Annotated in this window: 18 protein-coding genes; 11 read left to right on the forward strand and 7 right to left on the reverse strand. The window is 43.2% G+C overall.

Features of this window, described 5'->3' with window-relative positions; genetic code table 11:
• Positions 1-80 precede the first annotated feature (80 nt).
• The 4 genes from ECHVI_RS10665 (at position 81) to ECHVI_RS10680 (ending at position 4862) form a co-directional block, all read left to right on the forward strand.
• Entirely contained in the window at positions 81-2195 is a 2115-nt protein-coding gene (locus ECHVI_RS10665; protein WP_015265990.1) for a glycoside hydrolase family 2 protein, read from the forward strand.
• A gap of 19 nt (positions 2196-2214) precedes the next feature.
• Positions 2215-3669 carry an alpha-L-fucosidase gene (locus ECHVI_RS10670; protein WP_015265991.1) on the forward strand — a complete coding sequence of 485 codons (1455 nt, stop codon included), beginning with the start codon at positions 2215-2217 and terminating at the stop codon, positions 3667-3669.
• Between the two features lie 525 nt (positions 3670-4194).
• Positions 4195-4533 (forward strand): hypothetical protein, encoded by a 339-nt coding sequence (locus ECHVI_RS10675; RefSeq protein ID WP_041738550.1) that lies wholly within the window; start codon positions 4195-4197, stop codon positions 4531-4533.
• Between the two features lie 17 nt (positions 4534-4550).
• Complete coding sequence (locus ECHVI_RS10680) at positions 4551-4862, forward strand: hypothetical protein (RefSeq protein ID WP_015265994.1); 312 nt, start codon at positions 4551-4553, stop codon at positions 4860-4862.
• 669 nt (positions 4863-5531) lie between these two features.
• Here ECHVI_RS10680 and rlmB read toward each other — a convergent pair.
• Positions 5532-6308, reverse strand: coding sequence for a 23S rRNA (guanosine(2251)-2'-O)-methyltransferase RlmB (gene rlmB / locus ECHVI_RS10685; RefSeq protein ID WP_015265995.1), 777 nt, complete (start codon positions 6306-6308; stop codon positions 5532-5534).
• Complete coding sequence (locus ECHVI_RS10690) at positions 6281-7528, reverse strand: GWxTD domain-containing protein (RefSeq protein ID WP_015265996.1); 1248 nt, start codon at positions 7526-7528, stop codon at positions 6281-6283. The genes rlmB and ECHVI_RS10690 overlap by 28 nt, the downstream gene beginning before the upstream one ends.
• Positions 7529-7577: 49 nt before the next feature.
• Between ECHVI_RS10690 and ECHVI_RS10695 the strand changes: the two genes are divergently transcribed.
• Positions 7578-8354 (forward strand): class I SAM-dependent methyltransferase, encoded by a 777-nt coding sequence (locus ECHVI_RS10695; RefSeq protein WP_015265997.1) that lies wholly within the window; start codon positions 7578-7580, stop codon positions 8352-8354.
• 6 nt (positions 8355-8360) lie between these two features.
• Entirely contained in the window at positions 8361-8705 is a 345-nt protein-coding gene (locus ECHVI_RS10700; RefSeq protein ID WP_245553478.1) for a GNAT family N-acetyltransferase, read from the forward strand.
• A 258-nt stretch (positions 8706-8963) separates the two neighbouring features.
• Here the strand turns inward: ECHVI_RS10700 and ECHVI_RS10705 are convergent, their stop codons facing one another.
• A complete protein-coding gene (locus ECHVI_RS10705; protein ID WP_015265998.1) occupies positions 8964-11945 on the reverse strand; it encodes a glycosyltransferase family 117 protein in 2982 nt (993 codons plus the stop codon).
• A gap of 140 nt (positions 11946-12085) precedes the next feature.
• On the reverse strand, positions 12086-12703 hold the full coding sequence (locus ECHVI_RS10710) for a hypothetical protein (RefSeq protein ID WP_015265999.1): 618 nt from the start codon (positions 12701-12703) through the stop codon (positions 12086-12088).
• Positions 12704-13117: 414 nt separating this feature from the next.
• Between ECHVI_RS10710 and ECHVI_RS10715 the strand changes: the two genes are divergently transcribed.
• The 5 genes from ECHVI_RS10715 to ECHVI_RS10735 all read left to right on the forward strand — a co-directional run bounded on the left by ECHVI_RS10715 (position 13118) and on the right by ECHVI_RS10735 (position 17741).
• Positions 13118-14314 carry a tetratricopeptide repeat protein gene (locus ECHVI_RS10715; RefSeq protein WP_015266000.1) on the forward strand — a complete coding sequence of 399 codons (1197 nt, stop codon included), beginning with the start codon at positions 13118-13120 and terminating at the stop codon, positions 14312-14314.
• Between the two features lie 211 nt (positions 14315-14525).
• Positions 14526-15008 carry an Lrp/AsnC family transcriptional regulator gene (locus ECHVI_RS10720; protein WP_015266001.1) on the forward strand — a complete coding sequence of 161 codons (483 nt, stop codon included), beginning with the start codon at positions 14526-14528 and terminating at the stop codon, positions 15006-15008.
• A 68-nt stretch (positions 15009-15076) separates the two neighbouring features.
• Positions 15077-15619 carry an NUDIX domain-containing protein gene (locus ECHVI_RS10725; RefSeq protein WP_015266002.1) on the forward strand — a complete coding sequence of 181 codons (543 nt, stop codon included), beginning with the start codon at positions 15077-15079 and terminating at the stop codon, positions 15617-15619.
• A 61-nt stretch (positions 15620-15680) separates the two neighbouring features.
• A complete protein-coding gene (locus ECHVI_RS10730; protein WP_015266003.1) occupies positions 15681-17054 on the forward strand; it encodes an MATE family efflux transporter in 1374 nt (457 codons plus the stop codon).
• A gap of 117 nt (positions 17055-17171) precedes the next feature.
• Positions 17172-17741 (forward strand): acyl-CoA thioesterase, encoded by a 570-nt coding sequence (locus ECHVI_RS10735; protein ID WP_015266004.1) that lies wholly within the window; start codon positions 17172-17174, stop codon positions 17739-17741.
• Here the strand turns inward: ECHVI_RS10735 and ECHVI_RS10740 are convergent.
• From ECHVI_RS10740 to ECHVI_RS10750, 3 genes are all read right to left on the reverse strand, one after another.
• Positions 17738-18943 carry an MFS transporter gene (locus ECHVI_RS10740; RefSeq protein WP_015266005.1) on the reverse strand — a complete coding sequence of 402 codons (1206 nt, stop codon included), beginning with the start codon at positions 18941-18943 and terminating at the stop codon, positions 17738-17740. The two genes, ECHVI_RS10735 and ECHVI_RS10740, sit on opposite strands and share 4 nt — an antisense overlap.
• A 936-nt stretch (positions 18944-19879) precedes the next feature.
• Positions 19880-20981 (reverse strand): peptide chain release factor 2 gene (gene prfB, locus ECHVI_RS10745; RefSeq protein WP_015266008.1). Its coding sequence is split into 2 segments (ribosomal slippage): positions 19880-20920 and positions 20922-20981, totalling 1101 coding nucleotides; the frame shifts between segments, so codons are not numbered across the junction.
• Between the two features lie 249 nt (positions 20982-21230).
• Positions 21231-21791: a hypothetical protein gene (locus ECHVI_RS10750; protein ID WP_015266009.1), complete on the reverse strand. Its 561-nt coding sequence runs from the start codon at positions 21789-21791 to the stop codon at positions 21231-21233.
• Positions 21792-21927: the final 136 nt, after the last annotated feature.

Raw genomic sequence — 21927 nt, forward strand, 5'->3', positions numbered from 1 at the left:
TCCATATTAGTAATTGAGAATAAAAGAAAGTTATTGGGGAGCTTAGCCTCTCCAATAACTTTTGTTAACTACCAGCACAAATGATTAAAAGTACAGAATTCGCCTATTTTACACGGCGCGATAGCTTAGTATCGATCCTAAAGGGATTGATTTTTTTGGGTTGTTATTTGGCATCCCTATTGATGGCAACTGCCCAAAGCAGAAAAGAGATTGATTTTAACCAAGCATGGCATTTCAAAAAAGGAGCCAATAATTATGCAAAGGATGTTGGTTTTGTGGGAGAGGAGTGGCTGGATATTTCTGTGCCCCATACTTTTAATAAGGAAGATATGCAGTTGGGAAAGGATTTTTATACGGGAGACGGATTTTATAAAAAGCATTTTTTTGTACCGGATTCCCTTCGGGATAACCGCCTCTTTATCCGGTTTGAGGGGGTCGGTTCAGTAGCGGAAGTGTATGTCAATGGGCGCTTTTTGGGGGAGCATAGAGGAAGTTTTGCAGCCTTTGCATACGAATTAACTCATTCGGTAAACTATGGCGAAGAAAATATTATAATGGTCAAAGCCAACAACGAGGCACGACCTGATATAATCCCTGTCAACCATTTTTTATTTCCACTTTACGGAGGTATATACCGGCCAGTGTCGCTAATTGTTACCAATAAGGTAAATATCAAGGTCACAGATTATGCTTCACCCGGTATTTATATTCACCAAGAAGATGTGTCAGCCCAGAAAGCTACCGTAAAAGTAAAGGCCAAATTGGAAAACAGAGGAAAGGAACTCGTTACGGTAGATATGGTGGCGGAAGTTAAAGATGCAGAGGGAGTGCCAATCGAGACGATTTCCAAGCAAGTCTCCATTAGTCCACAAGGGGAAACGCTAGTAGAGCAGGAAGTCGTAATGAAAAATCCACGTCTATGGCAGGGGGTGAAAGATCCATACCTCTATACCTTATCTACTAAATTATTGAAAGATGGCAAAACGCTTGATGAAGTCAAACAGCCCCTCGGTCTGAGAAAAGTAGAGGTAAGGGCAGGAGAAGGAGTGTTTTTAAACAATAAGGCCTATCCGATGTATGGCGTGACACGATATCAAGATCGATGGGGGTATGGTAATGCGTTAAGCCATGAGCAGCACTTAGAGGATATGATGTTGATCAAAGAGATTGGTGCTACGACTATCCGTTTAGCTCATTATCAACAAGCAGAGGATATTTATGATTTGGCCGATAGCTTAGGTTTTTTGGTATGGGCAGAAATTCCATTTGTAAACAGGAGCTCAGGAGAGGAAGGGGATAATGCAAAACAGCAAATGACTGAGCTTGTTCGTCAAAATTTCAACCATCCGTCAATATACATATGGGGTATTCATAATGAAGTTTATTCGAACACTCCCGATGGTCACGTGGCGGTATTGTCCCGTCAATTAAATGATATCGCCAAGACCAATGACCCAGAGCGATTGACCGGTTCAGTGAGCGGCTATGGAGAGATGGAGCGTCCTGCCAACCTTTCAGGTGACGTCCAGGGAATGAATAGATATTACGGCTGGTATGAAGGGAAGATTGGTGATCTGGAGCAATGGGTGAAGGGTTTGGAGGAAAACTATCCTCATTACAAGGTAATGTTGACAGAATATGGCGCAGATGGGAATATGGATCAAAGTGCAGAACACCTTCCGACGAAACGAAACCCTGTAAGTGGGGAGTTTTTTCCAGAAAATTACCAAACAGAAACCCATATCCAGCAGTGGGCAATCATAGAAGACCACCCTTATATCGTCGCCTCTTACCTGTGGAATATGTTTGAATTTGCCGTACCCATGTGGAACCGGGGTGGAGTGAATGCGCGAAACTTAAAAGGACTAGTGACCTTTGATAGAAAACGGAAAAAAGACAGCTTCTACTGGTATAAAGCCAATTGGAACCCAGAACCAATGGTCTACTTGGCGAATCGGAGAGATTATAGAAGAACCGTGAGTAAAACGACAGTCCAGTTATTTACGAACCTTACAGCCGTAAAGTTAATGGTGAATGGAGAAGTGGTAGCTTCCGGTCGGGAAGGGGTAAACGATCACCATCGGGTATTTGATGTACAACTGAAAGTGGGAAAAAACTTTATTCAGGTAACTGGAACCAGTAAAGAAGGTGTTCAGCTTGAGGACAAGATGGAGTGGGTATTAACAGAGAATTAACACAATAAATTAACTAATAATGATGAGAAAAATTTTATCAGGCATTCTAGTAGTATCGGCTTTGTTTCTAGGAAGAATAGCCTCTTCTACTGCTCAGGATATTCCCAATAATACGCCTCGAACTTCCCTGGCGTTAGCACATGGAGCTCACCGACTGGGGAAAAGAACTGACCCGATGATGGAGCGATGGCGGAATTATGGGTTAGGGCAATTTATCCATTGGGGTGTCTATGCTATCCCGGGAGGACAATGGAATGGAGCGAGTTATGGAGGCGCTGCAGAGTGGATCCGCTCTTGGAAAGGGATGCCAAAAGAAGCATATGATAACCTTTACAAAGAGTTTGATCCGGAAAATTATGATCCCAGTGCTTTAGCAAAGCAGGCGAAGGAAATGGGAGCCAAATACATGATTATTACGACGAAACATCACGATGGTTTTTGCCTTTGGCCGAGTGAATATACAGATTATGACGTAACCAACACGCCATATGGTAAGGATATCATTGGTCCGCTGGTGGAGGCGTATGATGCGGAAGGCATTGATGTGTATTTGTATTTTTCTGTGATGGACTGGAATCATCCCGGATATAGGAGTGTGTTGGCTACTGAGGAGGATCGGTCTGCTTACGAAAGCTTCAAGGAGTTTACAAGAAACCAGTTGTTGGAATTATTGGAGCGGTACCCTACCACCAAAGGATTATGGTTTGATGGTACCTGGGATGAGGCCTGGAAGGAACAGGCAGAATTTGCCGATAATTTGGCGACTGAAATGCGTAAGAAGATCCCGGGCTTAATCATAGGCAGCCGTTTTCGTCCGGATGATTATGGCAATCGTCATTTTGATAGCAATGGAGACTTGATGGGAGACTATGAACAAGGTTGGGAACGAAAGCTTCCCGAAACTTACGAAGACACCAATGGCAATGATTGGGATTGTGTCATGACCATTCCGGAAAACCAATGGGGATATCATTCCGATTGGCGGGGGCATGTAAAAACCAGTTATGAATTGATCGAAATGTTGGTGAAGTCGGTATCGTTGGATGGGAATTTTGTCTTGAACTTTGGGCCAGATGCCAAGGGAGATATCCGGATGGAAGAAAAGAAGCTGGCAACAGAAATTGGTCAATGGATGAGCAAAAATAAGAGTGCCATATACAATTGTGGTCATATTGACTGGGAAAAGCAGGACTGGGGGTATTATACTCAAAACCGCGTGACAGGTGAGGTGAACATGGTGGTGTTTAACAAACCGATCAATAGTGTGCTGCGCATCAAGACCTCTTCAAAAATTTCGCTGCAAAAGATTTATGATCTCAATGATGCCACAAAAATATATGATCCAGAGGAAATTTCTCAGGACGAATATATTATCCAGTTAGGGGATGAAGAACTGGCTGAGCCCAAGGTGATTGTGATCAAGTACGATCATTCAAAAGGAGAAACGAAAGGGTATGAAAAGGCTAAGACCTGATGATTTTTGAAAATAACTGAAATTATAACCATCGTATCTAGTGAAATCCGACTTATGGATTTGTAGTACTGAATAAGTTTATTTAGCGAAAAATTTAAGCATGAATTTAACGATTCATGCTTTTTTTGAATTTTTTTGTTAATAAATAATAGTTTGGCAAGTTAAAACTATTATATTTGCTATTGTGGATATTCTACAAAGTGTAGAGTTTTTCTACACACATTCCACACTTTTATTGGAAGAATGTGCCTTCTAGGGCTGATTTCAGAAATGGCACGGGTTATGAACACCTAATTGTCAAATGAAACAGTAAATGAATGAACTGAGGAGAAAGGTACTGTTGTTAGCCGTTTTGAGTGGTTTTATTTTGGTGGCCTTAATTGGGGTAACCGGAGTACAATTGAAAAAAGCGATAGGGGAGCAGCATCAAAAGCTTGCTTCTGTTAAGTCTAACAATAGTATAATGTATCAACCCTAGACTTAGATTGACCCATGAAGTTGTTAACGTGTTTGAGTTTATTTGGAATGTTGCTGCTTGCATCATGTTCCAAAAATAGCGAGGAAGGGCAGTCCAATGACGATAAAGCTCATTCAGAAGAAGCAATGCCCGATATAGATGGGGTGAGTGAATTAAGAACGCCTTCAGGCGATTCTCCTCAAAGGGATGAAATATCTAAGGCGGAACTTCCAGAAGAAGTGATTAATTTACTAGACGATGATTCATTGCTTTCCACGCTTCAGCTTAAGAAGGTTTATAAAGTGTTGGAGGATGGGGAAACATTCTATGACATTGCCTTCGAAACGGATGAGAAGGAGACGATGATGGTGTTGATAAGTGCAGACGGAGAAGTGTTAGCGAACTAAACCAACCCAAAATATACATGAAAAGAGTAGCTTTCATCATTGCAATGGGTGCTATGGTGTCCTTCGGAGTGAAAGCCTCTGAACCATTATCGCCAGAAGGGCCGATAGTCCATTTACAAGACAGCATTGAAATTGCTCCTGAGGATTTGCCTCAAGCAATTAAAGATACGATAGACGAAAAGTCTGACACAAAAGATTTAACCATTTCGAAAGCCTATCAGGTAACTGACAAAGAAGGAAATGTCATTTATAAGGTAAAGTTCGGAGTGGGTAGCCAAAGCATCGAAAGAAAATACGATGCCGAGGGAAAAATACTAGTAGAGGAGTAGTAGTTTCTTTTTATTCATGACTAAAGCACTGATTCTTTGAATCGGTGCTTTCTTATTTTATAGCCAAATTTTTTGGGATTAAAGCGGATCAAGAAGAAAAGATGGGGGTAACCTATTTCGATGGGTAAATATGTTCTTCACCACGTTTGGTTGCTATTTGGCCACGGATGAACGCTGATAAACACAGATAGGAAGATTAAGGCATTGCAATTCCGTGGTGTTGTGTGTGATGTAACCTAGAAAGCTAGCCCCAAAGGGGCGGTACATTCATAGCCATGGGTGAAGCCCATGGTAAATTAACCCATTCAACGTTTTCCGCTTTAGCCGTATTGACCGCCCTATTCCCCACCACTTCCCGCTGAAACCCATTCGAGCGGATGGAGGAAAAGCATCGTTTTAGCGGTGTGAAATTTTCTTTTATAAGACCATATCGAAAATCATTCCCCCAGAAATATTGCTTGATCCATTAAAGCATCAAAAAAATGCCACAAAGGCACCGATCGGATGTTGTAATCTACATAGAAAGGAATTTATAATTGCTTTGGCTAAAACCCCGATCTGTGTGTATCCATGTCCATCTGTGGCCCCTCAGAAATATTGTTTGATCCGTGATATGAAGTGGCGCCATATTAAAATCTTATGGCGAAATCCAATTCCTGAGAGTCGGTTTTACTTGGTGCGTTGTCGGATGATTTCATAAATTAATACGCCGCTGGCCACGGATACGTTTAGGCTTTCAATATTGCCGGCCATGGGAATGCTGACAAATTCATCACTCAAGGCCATCAAGTCCTCGGAAATGCCGTCTTCTTCAGAGCCCATGATGATGGCAGTGGGTACGGTGAAATCCGCGTCATACATTTTTCGCTCAGTTTTTTCTGTACAACTGACGATGTTTAACCCCATTTTTTTGAGGTCTTTTACCATAAAGTGCAGGTTTTTGGCACGACAGACTGGTAAAAAATTAAGTGCCCCCGCAGAGGTTTTTACTGCATCAGAATTGATTTGTGCGGCCCCCTTTTCGGGAATAACGATGGCATGCACCCCTGCACATTCAGCTGTCCTGGCGATGGCCCCAAAGTTTCGCACATCGGTAATTCTGTCCAATACCAATACCAAGGGATCCACCCCTTTGGAAAAACACTCGGTGATGACATTGTCTATGGAGGCGTATTGAATGGCGGACATATGGGCCACGACACCTTGGTGGTTTTTACGGGTGATGCGGTTCAGTTTTGCTTCTGGGACCCTCACCACTGGTACACGTTCTTGTTTGGCTTGGCTGAGAAGTTCTTTGATCAGGTCATTGTTCAGCTCTTTGTTCACCAGGATTTTATCGATATCCTTTTGTGCATGGAGTGCTTCCATCACAGCTCTGGTGCCAAATATAAAATCCTTTTCGTGTGCTCCCTTTTCGATTAGAAAGCCATCTTTCCGCTTCTCCATAATGTAATGCTTTGGAACCATTCAGGCTGGTATGACCTCGAGCGGTTCAACTTATAGTAATTTGGTGTGAATATATTCCTGATTCGAGCAAAGGTAAAGCTTATTTTTGACTTGGAACCTATTTTGTCATAAATCCAGATTTCTTTATCCGCATCAAAAAACACACCGGTCGGTGGTCCCATGACCGTGTAGATCATCCCGCGATCTGTTTTCCAGCCTTCTTTAAAATCGGTAAAGAGAATATTGGCAAATTCAATTTGACGGAAATACTCACGAATGATGCCTTGGGCTTTTTCGGTGTCATGCGTCAGTTCTAGCCAATATTGATCCAAGGCTTTTTTCTTGTCTTCGGCAGCGCGTAGCGCTTCATGCTCATTTCTGGTAGAGATGTATACCAATTTGTCGATCATCTCATCATAAGTAGATACCCGAGGATAGGCGGCGTTGGTAGTTTTGACCATGAATCCCGTTTGTTCGGCCGTGTCGGTCTGGACAAAGTAATACCCTTCATCTTCAAATGGCTGAGGGACATTGACCAAAAATTCTCCTTTATCGATGACCTGAATGTCCTTGGCCACAGGAGCTGGTCGCGTCTCCATGGGAGGAAGCGGGATTTCAAATGCACGTGGATAAAAATAATGATAGAGGTTCATGCTTTGGTCGCTCTTGAAGAGCAACGCTTCTCCTTTATTGATGTATGTTTGGTCAAAGGGAATGTCGTTATCGTAATAAGCACCAAAATTGGGGATGTCTGCAATAAACGGACTGATCAGGTCGGTGTGATAGACGTACTGGTCTCCTTGTCTGGTGTCCTTGCAAATGATTACGGCGTAGGCTTCATTTTGATCGGCTGGGATGGTGACGGATTTTTCAAAATAGAAATGCCGATCTGTATCTTTGGCTAAATCAGATGCGGTAAGGGGGACGATGTTTTTTTCAGTGATTTCTTCTTCAAAGTCTTCCACCACGACATAGCTGAAAGTATAATCGTCAAAATTGGGGGCTTCCTCAATTTTTTCCACCGGCATCTGCAATAAAAATTCCCGCTCTCCAGTTTTAAGAGGGATGATTTTTGGAGATATTCGCGAGTACCGCGAATAGCGAAGGCTTTGATTGATGTTTTTAAGATTGCTCTGTCCATGGACATCCCAGGCAGCAAGGCAAAAGATTAGTATGCTGCTAATAAACGTTAATTTTGTAGTCTTTGTCGTCGTCATCATACGGTTTTAAAAATTAACCTTATTTTTGCTCAAAATAATAAAATTTTAAATGGCTACCTATACAACGGAAATTGCTTCCGATAAGTTGGTTAGTGATAACCCTATACATCAACGATTGTTGAAGGCTTACATTGCGGCAAAGCCCCTGGTAAGTGGTGATTTATTGGAAATTGGCTGTGGAGAAGGCCGGGGAGTAGAAGTGCTTAGTGAGCACGTAACTACTTACCATGGGCTAGACAAGATCGGCGAAGTCATCAATACTCTGCAGCAGCGCTTTCCAAAAGCAACATTTGAACAAGCGACCATTCCGCCGTTGGAAACGGTTCCGAGTGATCATTATGATACAGTGGTGAGTTTTCAAGTGATCGAACACATCCAAGAGGACAAGTTGTTTTTGGAAGAAATATACCGTGTACTCAAGCCCGGTGGCAAAGCCATAATTTCTACACCCAATATTCGTCATACACTCAGTAGGAACCCTTGGCACATTCGGGAATATACCGGTACTGAATTGATCCGGCTTTGCGAGCAGGTGTTTGACAAGGTAGTCGCAAAAGGTATCGGCGGGAACGATAAGGTCTGGAACTATCATGAAGCCAATAGAAAGTCTGTCAATAAAATCATGCGTTTTGATATTTTTGACCTGCAACACCGTCTTCCTGCATCCATCTTGCGGATGCCCTATGAACTACTGAACAGGATGAACAGAAATAAACTCCACAAGCAAGGAGGTGATGCCGTGACGGATATTACGCATGATGACTACCTGGTCGTGGACCATCCGGACAAAGGGCTTGACTTGTTTTATGTGCTGGAGAAGGAATGATTTGCAATGGGCTTTGTAATCGATAAGGTCGTAAAGGAAGAGTATCCAGTCTTGGTGGATGTTTGGGAAGCATCCGTTAGGGCTACCCATGATTTTTTAGCACCAGGAGATGTGGAGCGATTTAAGCCATTGATCCTAAACCAATATTTAGATGCTGTTAGTTTAGCCTGCGCACGTAAAGACTCCGGCGAAATTATAGGATTCGTTGGCGTTAAGGAAGATAAGGTAGAAATGCTGTTTGTCCACCCTGCAATGATGGGGGAAGGTGTGGGGAGAACCTTAATGAACCATGCTATAAAGCATTTTAAGATAAAAAAAGTGGATGTAAATGAAGCCAATAACCAAGCGTAGTATTTTATAGGCGTATTGGCTTTAAGGTAGAAGATAGATCATCTTTTGACGCTCAAGGTAATCCTTATCCCATTTTACACTTACGCTACGGTTCTTGAATTCGGAAAGGGTGTAATGTTTCTTGATGAAATTCCTATATACATCCTGAAAAGAAGGTGTTGTGATGTGCTTTTAAAGCAGGTGTAAAAAAAATATGGCCCTGATGTAATCAGGACCATATCGGTATACATTTAAGGAGGCCTTCTCCTTGTTGTTTTTCTACTTTCTGTTCTGCAAAACACCTCTCGGGGAAGCAGCCGGCCCTATTACCTTGTCCAGGTTGTTCTGGATTTCAGTGGCCAATTCGTCATATCCTCGTTCCTGAAGCAGCGGAACAAAGAACCGCATCATCTCCAATGAATACATGGCTTCACGGTCCATCGCTCGGCCTTTTTCTTGGTAGAATTGGAGCATTTCGAAGGCCCTGTTTGAAAGTACCTCAATGATGTCCAAAGCCATGTCATCTTCTCCCAGTTCGAACAAAGAAGGTACGGACTGTCCGCTGGACAAGTCGTATGGGATCGCTTCGTTAGGGAATTTCTCCATACTCAGCTTTTGGATGTCGGCAGCTTTGTCCAGTTTATCTTCCATGATGAGCGCGTTCGTAAGGCTGTTGAACATGCTACGGTGGTTGGATGTAAACCTCCTGTATTCCTCATCGAAGTAATTGTCAGGATTGCTCATGCCACGATAGGCGAAGTTTTCCGTGACGTTTTTGTAAGCGAGATCAGTGTTTACGAACTCATCTACATTTTCCGGCTTCTGAACCGGCAGCAGTCGGTAAGTAAGTCCTTCCATGACTACGTGATTGCTGAGGTCCAGGCTAATGGTAGAAAGAGAAGTGTTGTTAAAGTAAATTGGCCTTTCCCAATTGTTGGTAGTGATCAGGTCGATCAGCATCAGGTTTCCTTTGGTGAGGTAGTTGCCTTTTACCCGAAGGTTCATATGGTTAACGGTCAAGTCTTCCATTCCTTTAGGGACCACGCCTTTATTAATCACTTCAGCAGAGTCTACTTCGAGAATGAGGTTTCTGGAAGGTACTTGGTAAATGGTGTTGGTATAGCCGGATTTTACCTTCAGGAGATCGCTCTCGTTTTTCAGGAGTCGTAGGTATTCTTTTGCCGAAATCATTTCCAGTCCCTGACGATCATTGACAAAAAGAATGTCATTGGTGCCGCGTTTGAAGTTCTTTTTCTCCAAGGAGAAAGGTAATGCAGCTGATTTATTGATCGGCCTGGTCATTTGTTCCACATACCAATCTGTGTCAAAATAACTCAATACAATGACACGGACATCTGTTCTGAAGCCTTCTACTTCTTGCACATACCAAAGAGGGAAGGTGTCATTGTCACCTCCTGTAAACAAAATGGCATTTTCTTCACAAGAAGCCAGGAAATTACGGGCCGAATCTACCGAGAAATAACGATCCGAGCGGTCATGGTCATCATAGTTTTGAGAAGCCATGATGACGGGGACAGGAAAGGCTATCAATGTCGCCAAAATGGCCGCGACAGCAAAGTTTTTATTGAGCTTGGCCAATCCATGAGCAATGGCCAGAACCCCCATGCCTATCCATATCGCAAATGCATAAAAAGACCCGACATAAATATAGTCCCGTTCACGAGGCTCTACAGGAGGGGAGTTAAGGTAAAGCACCAAGACGACTCCCATCATAAGGAAGAGCATTGTCGTAAGCCAGAATGACTTGGTGTCGTACTTCGCTTGGAATAAAAAGCCGATGAGTCCCAGGATCAAGGGAAGCATTAAGTAATTATTGTGGGCTTTGTTGTTTTCTATGTAGTCCGGGTAATCTTCAAAGGCATTCGTAATGCCCATCCAGGGGGCATCGGTAATGTCACTTTCCCGCCCGGAGAAGTTCCATAAGAAATAACGCCAGTACATATGGCCCAGCTGATGGTCCAGCATAAATGCGATATTATCCCCAAAAGTGGGTTCTTCGCCTTCCCTAAGGCCTAATTTCTGTCGATATAGGCGTTTGTGCTGAGGTTGGGTAGAATAGATCCTGGGCAGAATAGTGGTTTTTTCTGAATCATATTCCGTCACGATCTCGTAATCGACTATTTCATATTTGTCATCTCCTTTGGCATAAACAGGATCTCCTTCTTTTTGCTCAGTTACTTCCGCAGTGAAATATTGGCCGTGCATTAGCGGACGATAGCCATACTGTTCCCTCTTGAGGTAACTCACAAAACTGATAATGTCCTTTGGCGCATTTTCATTGATGGGAGGGTTGGCATTAGAGCGGACGACAATGAGTGCATAAGAACCATAGCCGATCAAGATAAAGGTCAAGGATAGCAGTACGGTGTTCAGGATGACCTTTTCCTGTTTGATGGAATAGATGATGGCAGCGATAAGTCCACCCAGAAATAATCCGACAAAGACAATAATCCCTGAACCGAATGGAAGTCCAATACTGTTAACGAAGAAAATTTCCATGGATCCGGCCAGACTTGGCAGTCCCGGAATGATAATGTTATTGATGGCAACCAAGGCTACCCCGCCCAAAAGGAATGCGACAATGGCTCCTTTGAGGTTGGGGTTTTGGTATTTCTTGAAATAAACGACCAAGGCCAGCGCAGGCAACGTCACTAAGTTGAGCAAATGGACACCAATGGAAAGTCCCACCAAATAGGCGATAAAGATCATATACCGGTTTTCGTCTTTTGGGTTTTCGATGACATCCCATTTTAAGAACGCCCAGATGACGATAGCCGTGAAGAAAGAAGACATGGCATACACTTCCGATTCTACGGCTGAAAACCAAAAGCTGTCTGAGAACGTGTAGACCAGCGCGCCAATGATACCGGCACCCATAATGGCGATGGTGTGGCCTTTGCTTTCCTTTCCTTTTTCGAGTCGGAATAGCTTTCTGCCCAGAAGGGTGATTGACCAAAACAAAAAGAGGATGGTGAATCCACTGAACAGGGCACTTCCTGCATTCATCCAATATGCAATTTCAAGCGGGTCTCCAAGGGCAAAGAAAGAAAACATCCTGTAAATAAGCAGGAAGAATGGTGCTCCTGGAGGGTGGGGAACTTGGAGTTTATAAGCTACCGCAATGAATTCTCCCGGATCCCAAAAGCTGGCGGTTTCTTCTATGGTCAGAAGGTAAACCAAGGTGGCAATTAAAAATAAAATCCAGCCCGTGAGGTTGTTGACTTTTCTATAGTTGATCATGTTTGTGTTACACTAATGTGAAAGGCGAAAATAAAAAAATATTCACGAAAACAGGGGGATTTAACCATTTTTAAAAGGTTTTCAGAAAAATGGTATAAAAAAAGGGGGAAAGTTTAGCTTTCCCCCTTTGTGAGATATTTTCAGGATGTGATTCCTTGTTTTTTGTTCATTTCATCTACCAACTGGCGTTTCAGTTTTCGTTCCCTGTCCAGTGTGTTTTTGCGATGTGTCTCAAATTCCTCTTTGGTCTCGATAAGATCTTTTCGTGTTTCGGAGATTACCTTATGACTGTTAGAGTATTTGTAAATGAAGTAGGCAAGCGCAATACCTAAACCAATGATGATGCTCCACATCATGGTACTGTAGGTCGTCTTATAAACTTGGATTCCCAAGAAAGAAAAACTGTCTTTGGCAGCCAATGTCTCTTTGAGCTCGTTTTCGGCATTTTCAATGCCTGAGTTCAGCTGGTCGATCTTGGCATTTTGTTCGTTGATCTGACTGTTTTTTTCTACAATTTGATCTTTGAATACCTTCAGTGAATCCAGGATATTTGACTTGATCTTACTCAAGTTGGTCTTCTTTACCACCTTGTACTCCTGGTAATTGTTGGAGGCATCATTAAGGTAGTCAAACTGGCTTTCAATGGTGCCGCCGTTCAATGAATTCTGTGGTTTTTCTGGCTCAGGGGTGTCCTGTGCTAAAGAGGTATTGCATACAGCGATACACACGAAAAGTGCTATGATAATACTTCTTTTCATTTTAAATTAGTGTTTAGAAATTCTAGTTGGTTTCGTTATTGTAACACGAGAATACAGGTTTTATTGCACTTTTGAAAGGAAAAGCCCTATTAATAGCCCTTTTCGACCAAAAATGGCTCTTATTTGCTCGTTTTTAAGGAAAGTCATGCTTTATTTGGTGCCGTATTCAATTTTGTTAAAAGTGGTTTTTTTGATTTTACATATTGATAATTGCATTTTTTTTCATGGATGCGGAAACTAATATTGGGCATGAATGGTTTCCATAGCCAATCAATAAAAACAAGAATAATTTCAAAAATGATGAAATTATGCAAGAGGCTCTTCGTTGTCTATGTTCAGCCGATCTCATAATAAATTCCAGAATTTTCATGAAGGAAAATGAATAAGGTCGTAGTTTTGTCAAAAAATAACGAAATGAAAATCGCAACATACCTTTTCATTATTTTGCTGCTTGTTTTTCAAGAGGCAGATGGCCGACAGCTTCCGGGTGATTCTGCAGAAGTTTCTTCAGAGAAGCCGGAATATCTGCTCTTGGATAAAAGCCTGCAGTTCAGGATAACCGAGGCCATCAACAGTATGTATGATTTTGATTTTGAAACTGCAGAAAGAGGTTTTGCGGTAATGCGGTATTCTTACCCGGAGCATCCATTGCCTTATTTCCTGATGGGGCTTGCCCAATGGTGGAAGATTGTTCCCGACATGGAAAATAAGAAGAATGACAAAATCTTTTTAAGGTTCATGGAAGAAACCATTGCCAAAGCAGAGGTGATGCTGGAGGAAGATCCCGAGAATAAAGAAGCTGCGTTCTTTTTGGCAGCAGCTTATGGGTTTAAGGGAAGGTTGCTCAGTGAGCGGGACAGCTGGACGGCCACGGCCATTGCAGGGAAGAATGCCTTGAAATACATGGAGTTAAGCAAGGGAGAGGAAGAGCTGAGCCCAGAACTTTTGTTGGGAGATGCGCTGTTTAATTATTTCTCAGTATGGATACCTGAAAATTATCCTTTGATGAAACCGGTCATGGCACTTTTTCCCAAAGGAGACAAAGCCTTGGGGTTAATGCAGCTGGAAGAAGTGGCTAAAAATGCATTTTATGCAAGGGTGGAAGCCCAATATTTTCTTTTTAGACTCTATGCCTCAGAGGAAAAGCGTCCCTATGATGCGCTGCAGATCACTGAATACCTGCATGAGAAATACCCCAATAATCCCTATTTCCATCGTTTTTATGCCCGTCAGTTGTATGCAGTGGGAAGAGGAGCGCAGGCGAAGGATACTTCCCTTGACATCCTTCAGCGCATCGAGGACCAACAGCTCGGCTATGAAGCAAACAGTGGCCGATATGCTTCTTTTTTTGCAGCCCAGTATTATGATCGGATAAACGATGTGGTAAATGCCAAAAAATATTACCAGAAGACCGTGTCTTTTGGAGAGGAATCAGAAAGCCAAGAAAGTGGCTATTACCTCTATGCCTTACTGCATTTGGGCAAGATCGCAGCCAGTGAAGGAAAGGATAAGGAGGCAAAAGCATATTTGAAGATGGTAAAGAAATATGCCAAGCGTAAACATCCCGCCCATCAAGAAGCTAGAGATTTTTTAAAAAAGAATAAACTTTAATCTAGTTTAGCACGTGTATACTAAAATGAATCAGGAGAAAATTTGAAATTTTATAAATAATAAAGTTTTATGGTGTGAAAAGTTTTAAATATTCAGGGGTAAAATTAACAATATTTTGTATTTGTGGTCGTTTTTTGACTTGAATAGCTTTAAAATAATTTAAGAATATATTACCTTTGCACGACATAAAATTTTGCAAATACTATAAATCATGGATAATCACATAAGAGTAAAATTCGACAAAATTGATCGCAAAATCCTTGAGATTCTTCAGGCAAACGCGAAAATTACCAATGCACAACTTTCCAAAGATATTGGTCTTTCTCCTGCCCCTACGTTGGAGCGAGTAAAGAAGCTTGAGCAGTCTGGTATTATCAAGAGCTATCATGCAAAATTGGATCCGGAAAGAATCGGTCTTGGGGTGAGTACGTTCGTATTGGTGAGCCTTATCGGCCATAACAAAGCCAATATTGATGCTTTCATGAAAGAAATCGAAGCGATTCCGGAAGTAATCGAATGTCACCACATCACTGGAACAGGAGATTTTATTTTGAAAATCATTTCCAAAGACATTACTTCATACCAGAAATTGATGTTGGAGAAGGTAAGTGAGATTAAAGAGGTGGATTCCATGCAGTCAATGGTCATCCTGTCTACCTTTAAAGACAGCAAAGTACTGCCCATCCCTGCTTAAGCAAAAACAAATTTTATCATGTAAGGGTGGCTGTTCAGTCGCCCTTTTTTTTTGAAAACACGAATATTATGGAAGAAAATCCTTGGAAGACCAAGACTAGGAAACTGATGTATTCTAACCCATGGATAGCGCTAGAGGAACATGAGGTGGTTACTCCGGCAGGAACGGATGGGGTGTATGGGAAAGTGTCGTTTAAAAATAAGGCCATGGCGATCTTGCCTGTAGACGAGGAACTCAATACGTGGCTGGTGGGGCAGTTTCGGTATGCCATCGACGAATACAGTTGGGAAATCCCCGAGGGAGGAAGCCCGATAGGAGAGGATATCCTTGAAGGAGCCAAAAGAGAGTTGAAAGAAGAGACGGGATTGGCCGCAGATAAGTGGACGCCCATCATGCGCTTCCATACTTCCAATTCCGTAACCGATGAGGAAGGCTTTGCCTATTTGGCCGAGGGCCTGACGGAAGGCGAGACGGCATTTGAAGATACCGAGAAGATTGAGGTGAAAAAGCTGCCACTGAAAGCGGTTGTGCAGATGGTGATGGATGGTGAAATTACCGATGTGATCAGTGTGGCCGTTATCTTGAAAGCAGCCAGGATGCTTGGGATATGATGTTTTAGCATTGTTTATTTTAAAGATAAGGAGATTCAACACGGCTAGGAGCCACTAGGGCATGGATTTAAAGCGACTGAACTTTAAGGAACATTTTTCAAAAACCTTCCACTTGGCCTATCCCGTAATGCTGAGCCAGCTGGGACAGGTTTTGGTGGGGGTGGCTGATAGTATGATGGTCGGAAGACTGGGCGCCGAACCGCTAGCGGCGGCTTCATTGGCCAATAGTATTTTCTTTGTAGTGATGATGTTTGGAACAGGGGTTTCGATGGCCATCACCCCACTAGTAGCGGCGGCAGATGGCGAAGGAAAGCCCCGGAAGATCACTCGGGTTTTTAACCATGGTTTTGCCATAAATGGTTTTACGGGAGTCATCCTGTTTCTGGTGATCGTTTTGGCTTCGCCTTTACTGGGGCATATGAAACAGCCGGCAGGTGTAGTCGAGCAAGCCATTCCCTTTTTGGGGGTGATTACCCTCTCGTTGATCCCTTTGATGTTTTTTCAGACTTTTCGGCAGTTTGCAGAAGGACTGAGCCATACCAAGGAAGCCATGCTGATCACCATTTTCTGTAATCTGGTCAATGTATTTCTCAATTGGGTGTTGATTTACGGCCATCTTGGATTTGCCCCAATGGGGCTAAATGGAGCAGGTTGGGCCACATTGATTTCACGGGTCCTGATGGCGATCATCATGGGGTACTTTATTTGGAAGAGCCCTTTGTTCAGGAAATACCAGTTGAAGCTGGATTTTAGAAAACTGTACTTTCCGATGTTCAGTAAGCTCTTGAAAATAGGGGTGCCCACTGGTTTTCAGTTTATTTTTGAAGTAGGAGCCTTTAGTACTGCCGCCATCATGATGGGCTGGATAGGGGTCAATGCTCTGGCAGCTCACCAAATAGCGATTAACTTGGCCTCTATTAGCTATATGATGGCCTCTGGATTATCGGCTGCAGCCATGGTGCGGGTCGGAAATCAGCTAGGAAAAAATGATATCAAAACACTTCGTGAGGCTGGCTTTACGGCTTTTGGTATGATTGCAGGATTTATGTTGCTGTTTGCTGGGGTTTTTATTGCCTTTAAGGACCACCTTCCGCTGCTGTATATCGGGGATCCGGAAGTCGTGGAAATGACCGCTGGGCTACTGGTCATTGCAGGCCTTTTTCAGCTTTCAGACGGCATTCAAGTAGTAGGCCTTGGAGCACTGCGGGGCATGGCGGACGTAAAAATGCCCACCCTCATTACCTTGGTGGCCTATTGGGTGATTGCACTTCCATTAGGGTATATGCTGGCATTTCATTGGGGTGCTGAGGAGAAAGGTGTTTGGTATGGCCTGTTGATTGGTTTGACCATAACGGGCGGTTTGCTCCTTGTCCGGTTTCAGCAGCTGAGCTTACGATTGCTTTCACAAAAGCATCAGCGGTTGAAAGTGGCCTGATTCCAAACGTGTGTGGGGTTAATGGTGAAGTTGCATAGAATTTACCTTTCCTAAGGGGTGTTTGGAGAGATTGTTTTATCTTTAACGAATTGTTTGCAGTTTATAAAGAGGACAATCATGAGTACAGAAAAAGATATCGCGAGAACATCAGCTTTTTCCAGGACCACCATTACGGAATTGATGATTCCTTCCTATGCCAATTTTGGAGGAAAGATTCACGGTGGGATTTTACTTTCCCTGATGGATAAAGTGGCTTATGTGACCGCTAGCAAGCATAGCGGGGCTTACTGTGTGACCGTTTCGGTGGATACGGTGGATTTTTTACAACCTGTGGAAGTGGGCGAATTGGTCTCCCTGATGGCTTCCGTAAATTATGTAGGAAACAGCTCCATGGTGGTAGGCATAAAAGTGATTTCCGAGAATGTGAAAGTGGGGAATGTCAAGCATACCAATACCTGCTATTTTACGATGGTGGCCAAAGGAGAGGATGATAAGCCTTGCCGGGTGCCAAAATTGATTTTGGAAGATGCCACGGACGTGAGAAGGTTTGTAGAAGCCATCTATCGCCGAAAGTTCAAACAAAATTATGAGACCAATTTAAAAGAGATAAAGGCCAACTGGGAAAAGCAAGATATCGATAAGCTGTTGGAAGATCAACGGTGCATAAACCAGGCAGGGAAGCACTAAGTGACGGGCGAAGCCGGGTCATTTTGAGGAGATTTGGATGCGGTTTTGGTGATGAAGAGGTAAATAAAAGCAATGATGGCACCTGCCGTTCCCAGTAAGAACACCAGCGGAAATCGTTCTTGCTGATTGCCATAAACCCATCCCGATCCCAAGGCGCCGATGCCGATGCCTGCTTCCAAAGCAATGTACATGGTGGCTAAACCTCGCCCTCTGAACTTGGACAATGATAAGTCGATGGTCCAAGCCGCAATGGTGGGAGAAGTCATCCCCAGGGAAAAACCAAATAAGATTCCCGAGAAGACCAACATTTCCTTTGTGTGGCTAAAAGCAGTGGCTGTCATGGCCATGGCGAGGCAAAAAGTGGCGGCTTTCAATACCGGAATTCTACCGTAGCGATCTGATGCCCTGCCTGCCAGTAACCGTATGGCCAGGGAGCTAAGGGTGAAAACAGCAAAGAATATTCCTTTGTTGGCGATGTTGAGTGAAGCCGAAAAATCAGGAATGATGGTTAAGATAATGCCAAAGGATAAATAGGAGAAGAATAAGACAAAGCAGGGGGAAAGGACGCTTTTTTCAAATAATTCATCTTTTTTCAATTTAAAATGGCCCACATGAAAAGCTTCTGTTTCCGGAACGGTTTCCTTCAGCCGGATCAGTAACAAAATAGAAACCAGCGCCACTCCGGAAGAGCAGTAAAACAATGGGGTGATGCCATGAATACTGGCAATGTATCCTCCTAGCGCAGGTCCAGCGGCCATGCCCAATGAACTGAATAAGGATTGAAGTCCCATGGCCTCTCCACGGCGGTTAAAGGGCACAATATCTGCGACATAAGCGGAAATGCCCGTTGGGGTAAAACCTGTGCTGAATCCATGGAGAAACCTTAAACACAAAAAACCTGCAACGCCCGAAATCAAGGGATAAAGCAAACTTACCACCAAGCAAACTCCTGCTCCGAAAATCATCACCGGAACCCTCCCTATGCGATCAGCTAACTTGCCGCTAAAGGGACGGGAAAGGCCCGCCGTCAAAGTAAAAAGCGATATGATCAGCCCCTTGTAATCCTCTCCTCCTAAACTGGTCAGGTAGGCAGGCAGCTCCGGGATGATCATGTTAAAGCTGGCAAAGAATAGGAAGGAGCTAAGGCAGAGCTGTAGAAAGCGCAACGTAAAAAACGGGGGAAGAAATTTTTGCAAATTCATGGGTGGCCAATTAAAGAGGCTGTCTCATTAGTCATTTATTCTTATTTATTGCGAAAGATTATTATTTTATGCTTTTCCAACCTTGCTGAGAAGTGTTTTTTTGTATGCTATTAGAAACTAATCGTCTTTTTTTTTTTGATAAAAAAGGATGAAAAAAACAAGACGTAGCAAAGCTTCCGCCCACGAGCCAGCCGCCGGTCCGTTGCGACGTCAGCCTCCCCTCCTTCACTAGTAAACAAGAAAAGCATCGCCTGAGCTCTTATAATTATATGTGTATCCGGAATCTTACACGTACTCAATTATGGGCAAACATCATATCAGGATAAAGGATGGTCCTTGGTATGTCCGGTTTTAATAGTATGGTGTAGGCCGTTAAGAAAGGGAGCTAGCTCGCGTCGTGGAACAGCGAGATCCGCTCACTTTTAGGCAGGAACCATGCTGTTAAAATTAAATTGGGAAATTATCGGTTGTCGCATGGACAAATGTTCTTCCCAATTTAACCCGAAATATGCAATAGAAAATTTATTACGGCCTGAAACTACTTTAAAATCATTTGCTTCGCTTCTGTTTTCGACTTCACCATAGCGGTGCTATGCCTCAGTCTCCAAACAGCCTGATTTTCTTGCAGTTTCAGTCCTCACTACGAATCCTATTACATAATCCGGGTTTAAAGGGCATCCCACAGGCCTAGATTTTTTGCCTACTTTTTCATCAACATCAATGGAAAAAGTAGGAAAGGATCCAAAACCCATAGAATATTGCTTTATATGCAACATGGCGAATACTCATATGTCATTACGTAGGTTGTATTCGATCTAATTCAATTACGAAAGATTATTTGGTAAAGAATTTATTGGGTTGACTTATAAGATAGCCTCGTGGTTATTAAAGGCAAAATCCGGGAAACTCACTCGAATTATCATACTTGACATGACATTAGTTGTTTTCTGCCTCCTCTTCACTCTGTGCCAGCAAGTATGCCTTGATAAAGTCGTTCAGCCCACCGTCCAAAACGGTTTGAACGTCCGATGTTTCATGGCTGGTTCTGGCATCTTTTACCAATTTATAAGGATGCAATACGTAGTTCCTGATTTGAGAGCCGAAGTCAATCTTCATTTTGCCCGCTTCGATCTTATCCCTTTCAGCATTTCGCTTTTCCATCTCCATTTGATAGAGCCGTGATTTTAGCATTTGCATGGCCTTTTCACGGTTGGCAAGCTGCGATCTTTCCACTTGGCAGACCACGACGATTCCAGTGGGCTTGTGCGTCAGTTGCACTTTTGTTTCCACTTTGTTGACGTTCTGGCCACCGGCCCCCCCAGATCGGGAAGTTTGTAACTCAATGTCAGATGGGTTGATCTCGATCTCAATGGAATCATCCACTACTGGGTAAACATACACAGAAGCAAAAGACGTATGCCGTCTTCCACCACTGTCAAATGGTGAAATCCTCACCAAACGGTGTACGCCAATTTCTGACTTTAGGAAGCCATAAGCCAAGGGACCGTCAAATTCAAGCGTGACAGACTTGATCCCGGCCACGTCTCCCTCCTGAAGGTCTACTTCTTTGACTTTATAGCCATTCTTTTCACCCCACATGATGTACATTCTCATGAGGATGGAGGCCCAGTCGTTACTTTCCGTTCCACCTGCTCCAGGGTTGATTTCCATTAGGGCACTTAGCTGGTCCTCTTCGCTGCTGAGCATCTTTTTCAGCTCCAGCTCTTCGATTTCATTCAGTGCTTTTTGGTAATCGGTTTTGATTTCCTCTTCTTCTACGTCTCCTGCGGTGTAGAATTCATACAGTACCTCTAAGTCCTGAACTTTGGCCTCGGCGCTTTCGTAAGCACCAGTCCAACCTTTACGTGCCTGAATCTGCTTCATGGTCTTTTCGGCTTCCTCAGGGTTGTTCCAGAAGTCAGGCTGTGCGGATACCGCTTCTAAATCTTCTATTTCTGCTTTCTTACGATCGTAGTCAAAGATACCTCCTTAAGGCCGTGATACGCGCCTTCAAGTCTTTCAACTGTTCTGATGTCATAAAATTATTTTCGTTTAATTGATTTTTAAGAGAGGCGAATTTCGTGAAATTTTATGGCTTTACCTAAATCTGTGCCCTGATCTTTCTGAAGCCGTAGCATCCAAGGTTGCCCTCAGAAGGTACACCAATAAAAGCGACCTTTACAGGAGGAATTGGGTGTATAGGAAGAGGGCTGCCGGATAGTGTTTGGAAAAATGGCAGACGGTCTTAACTGACCCATTCTTCCTATTTGGAAGGAGTGAGGCTTCTTTATTGATATAGATCCTTTTTATCGGTTTCTTCTTTCAAAGGAGCGATATCCAAGTAGATGATTTGGATTTTGTTTCTGCCTTCGTTCTTAAAGTACTTTTTCTTGAACCTGGAAATGACAAAGCTTCCAGCCAGCAAGGCTCCCGAAATGATCAGTCCTCCCTTGGAATAGGAGAGTTCGCCTTCAGTGTAGAGGCTGTTGATTGTTTCGGCCGTAAGGAGCAGCACACCTGCCGCCGCAAAAATGGTACTGAAGCTTTTTATGGTTCGGTTTTGTTCCCTGATATTGTGTACATCGACTACTGCAATATTCTCAGGTCTTATGATATTTTCCCGGAGAACCAAGAAATCCCGATGGATTTCCTTGATTTGATCACTGATGAAGTAGTCCATGTCATTGGTTTTATAGGTGATCAGGTCTCCTTCATTGTACTTTATCCTGGTTTTTTGGTTCCCACCCTTTTGTAGGATCAGGTACCGTTGGGCCTGGGCACTCGTGAGGCTTAGGGTCACTAATATCAGGCTGGTAAAAATAAAGGTAAGTCCAATGTGCTTTTTCATGTACTGCAGGTTAGGATGAAGAAAAATTCACTTCTTATAACGTCAGATCGTGAAATGGGTTGGGCAAAGAGCTCAAAACATATGCGGTAAGGAGCATTTCCGGCCCAAAACAAAAGAGCATTTCAGGACTTCGTTG

This window comes from Echinicola vietnamensis DSM 17526 (assembly GCF_000325705.1).
Classification (GTDB): domain Bacteria; phylum Bacteroidota; class Bacteroidia; order Cytophagales; family Cyclobacteriaceae; genus Echinicola; species Echinicola vietnamensis.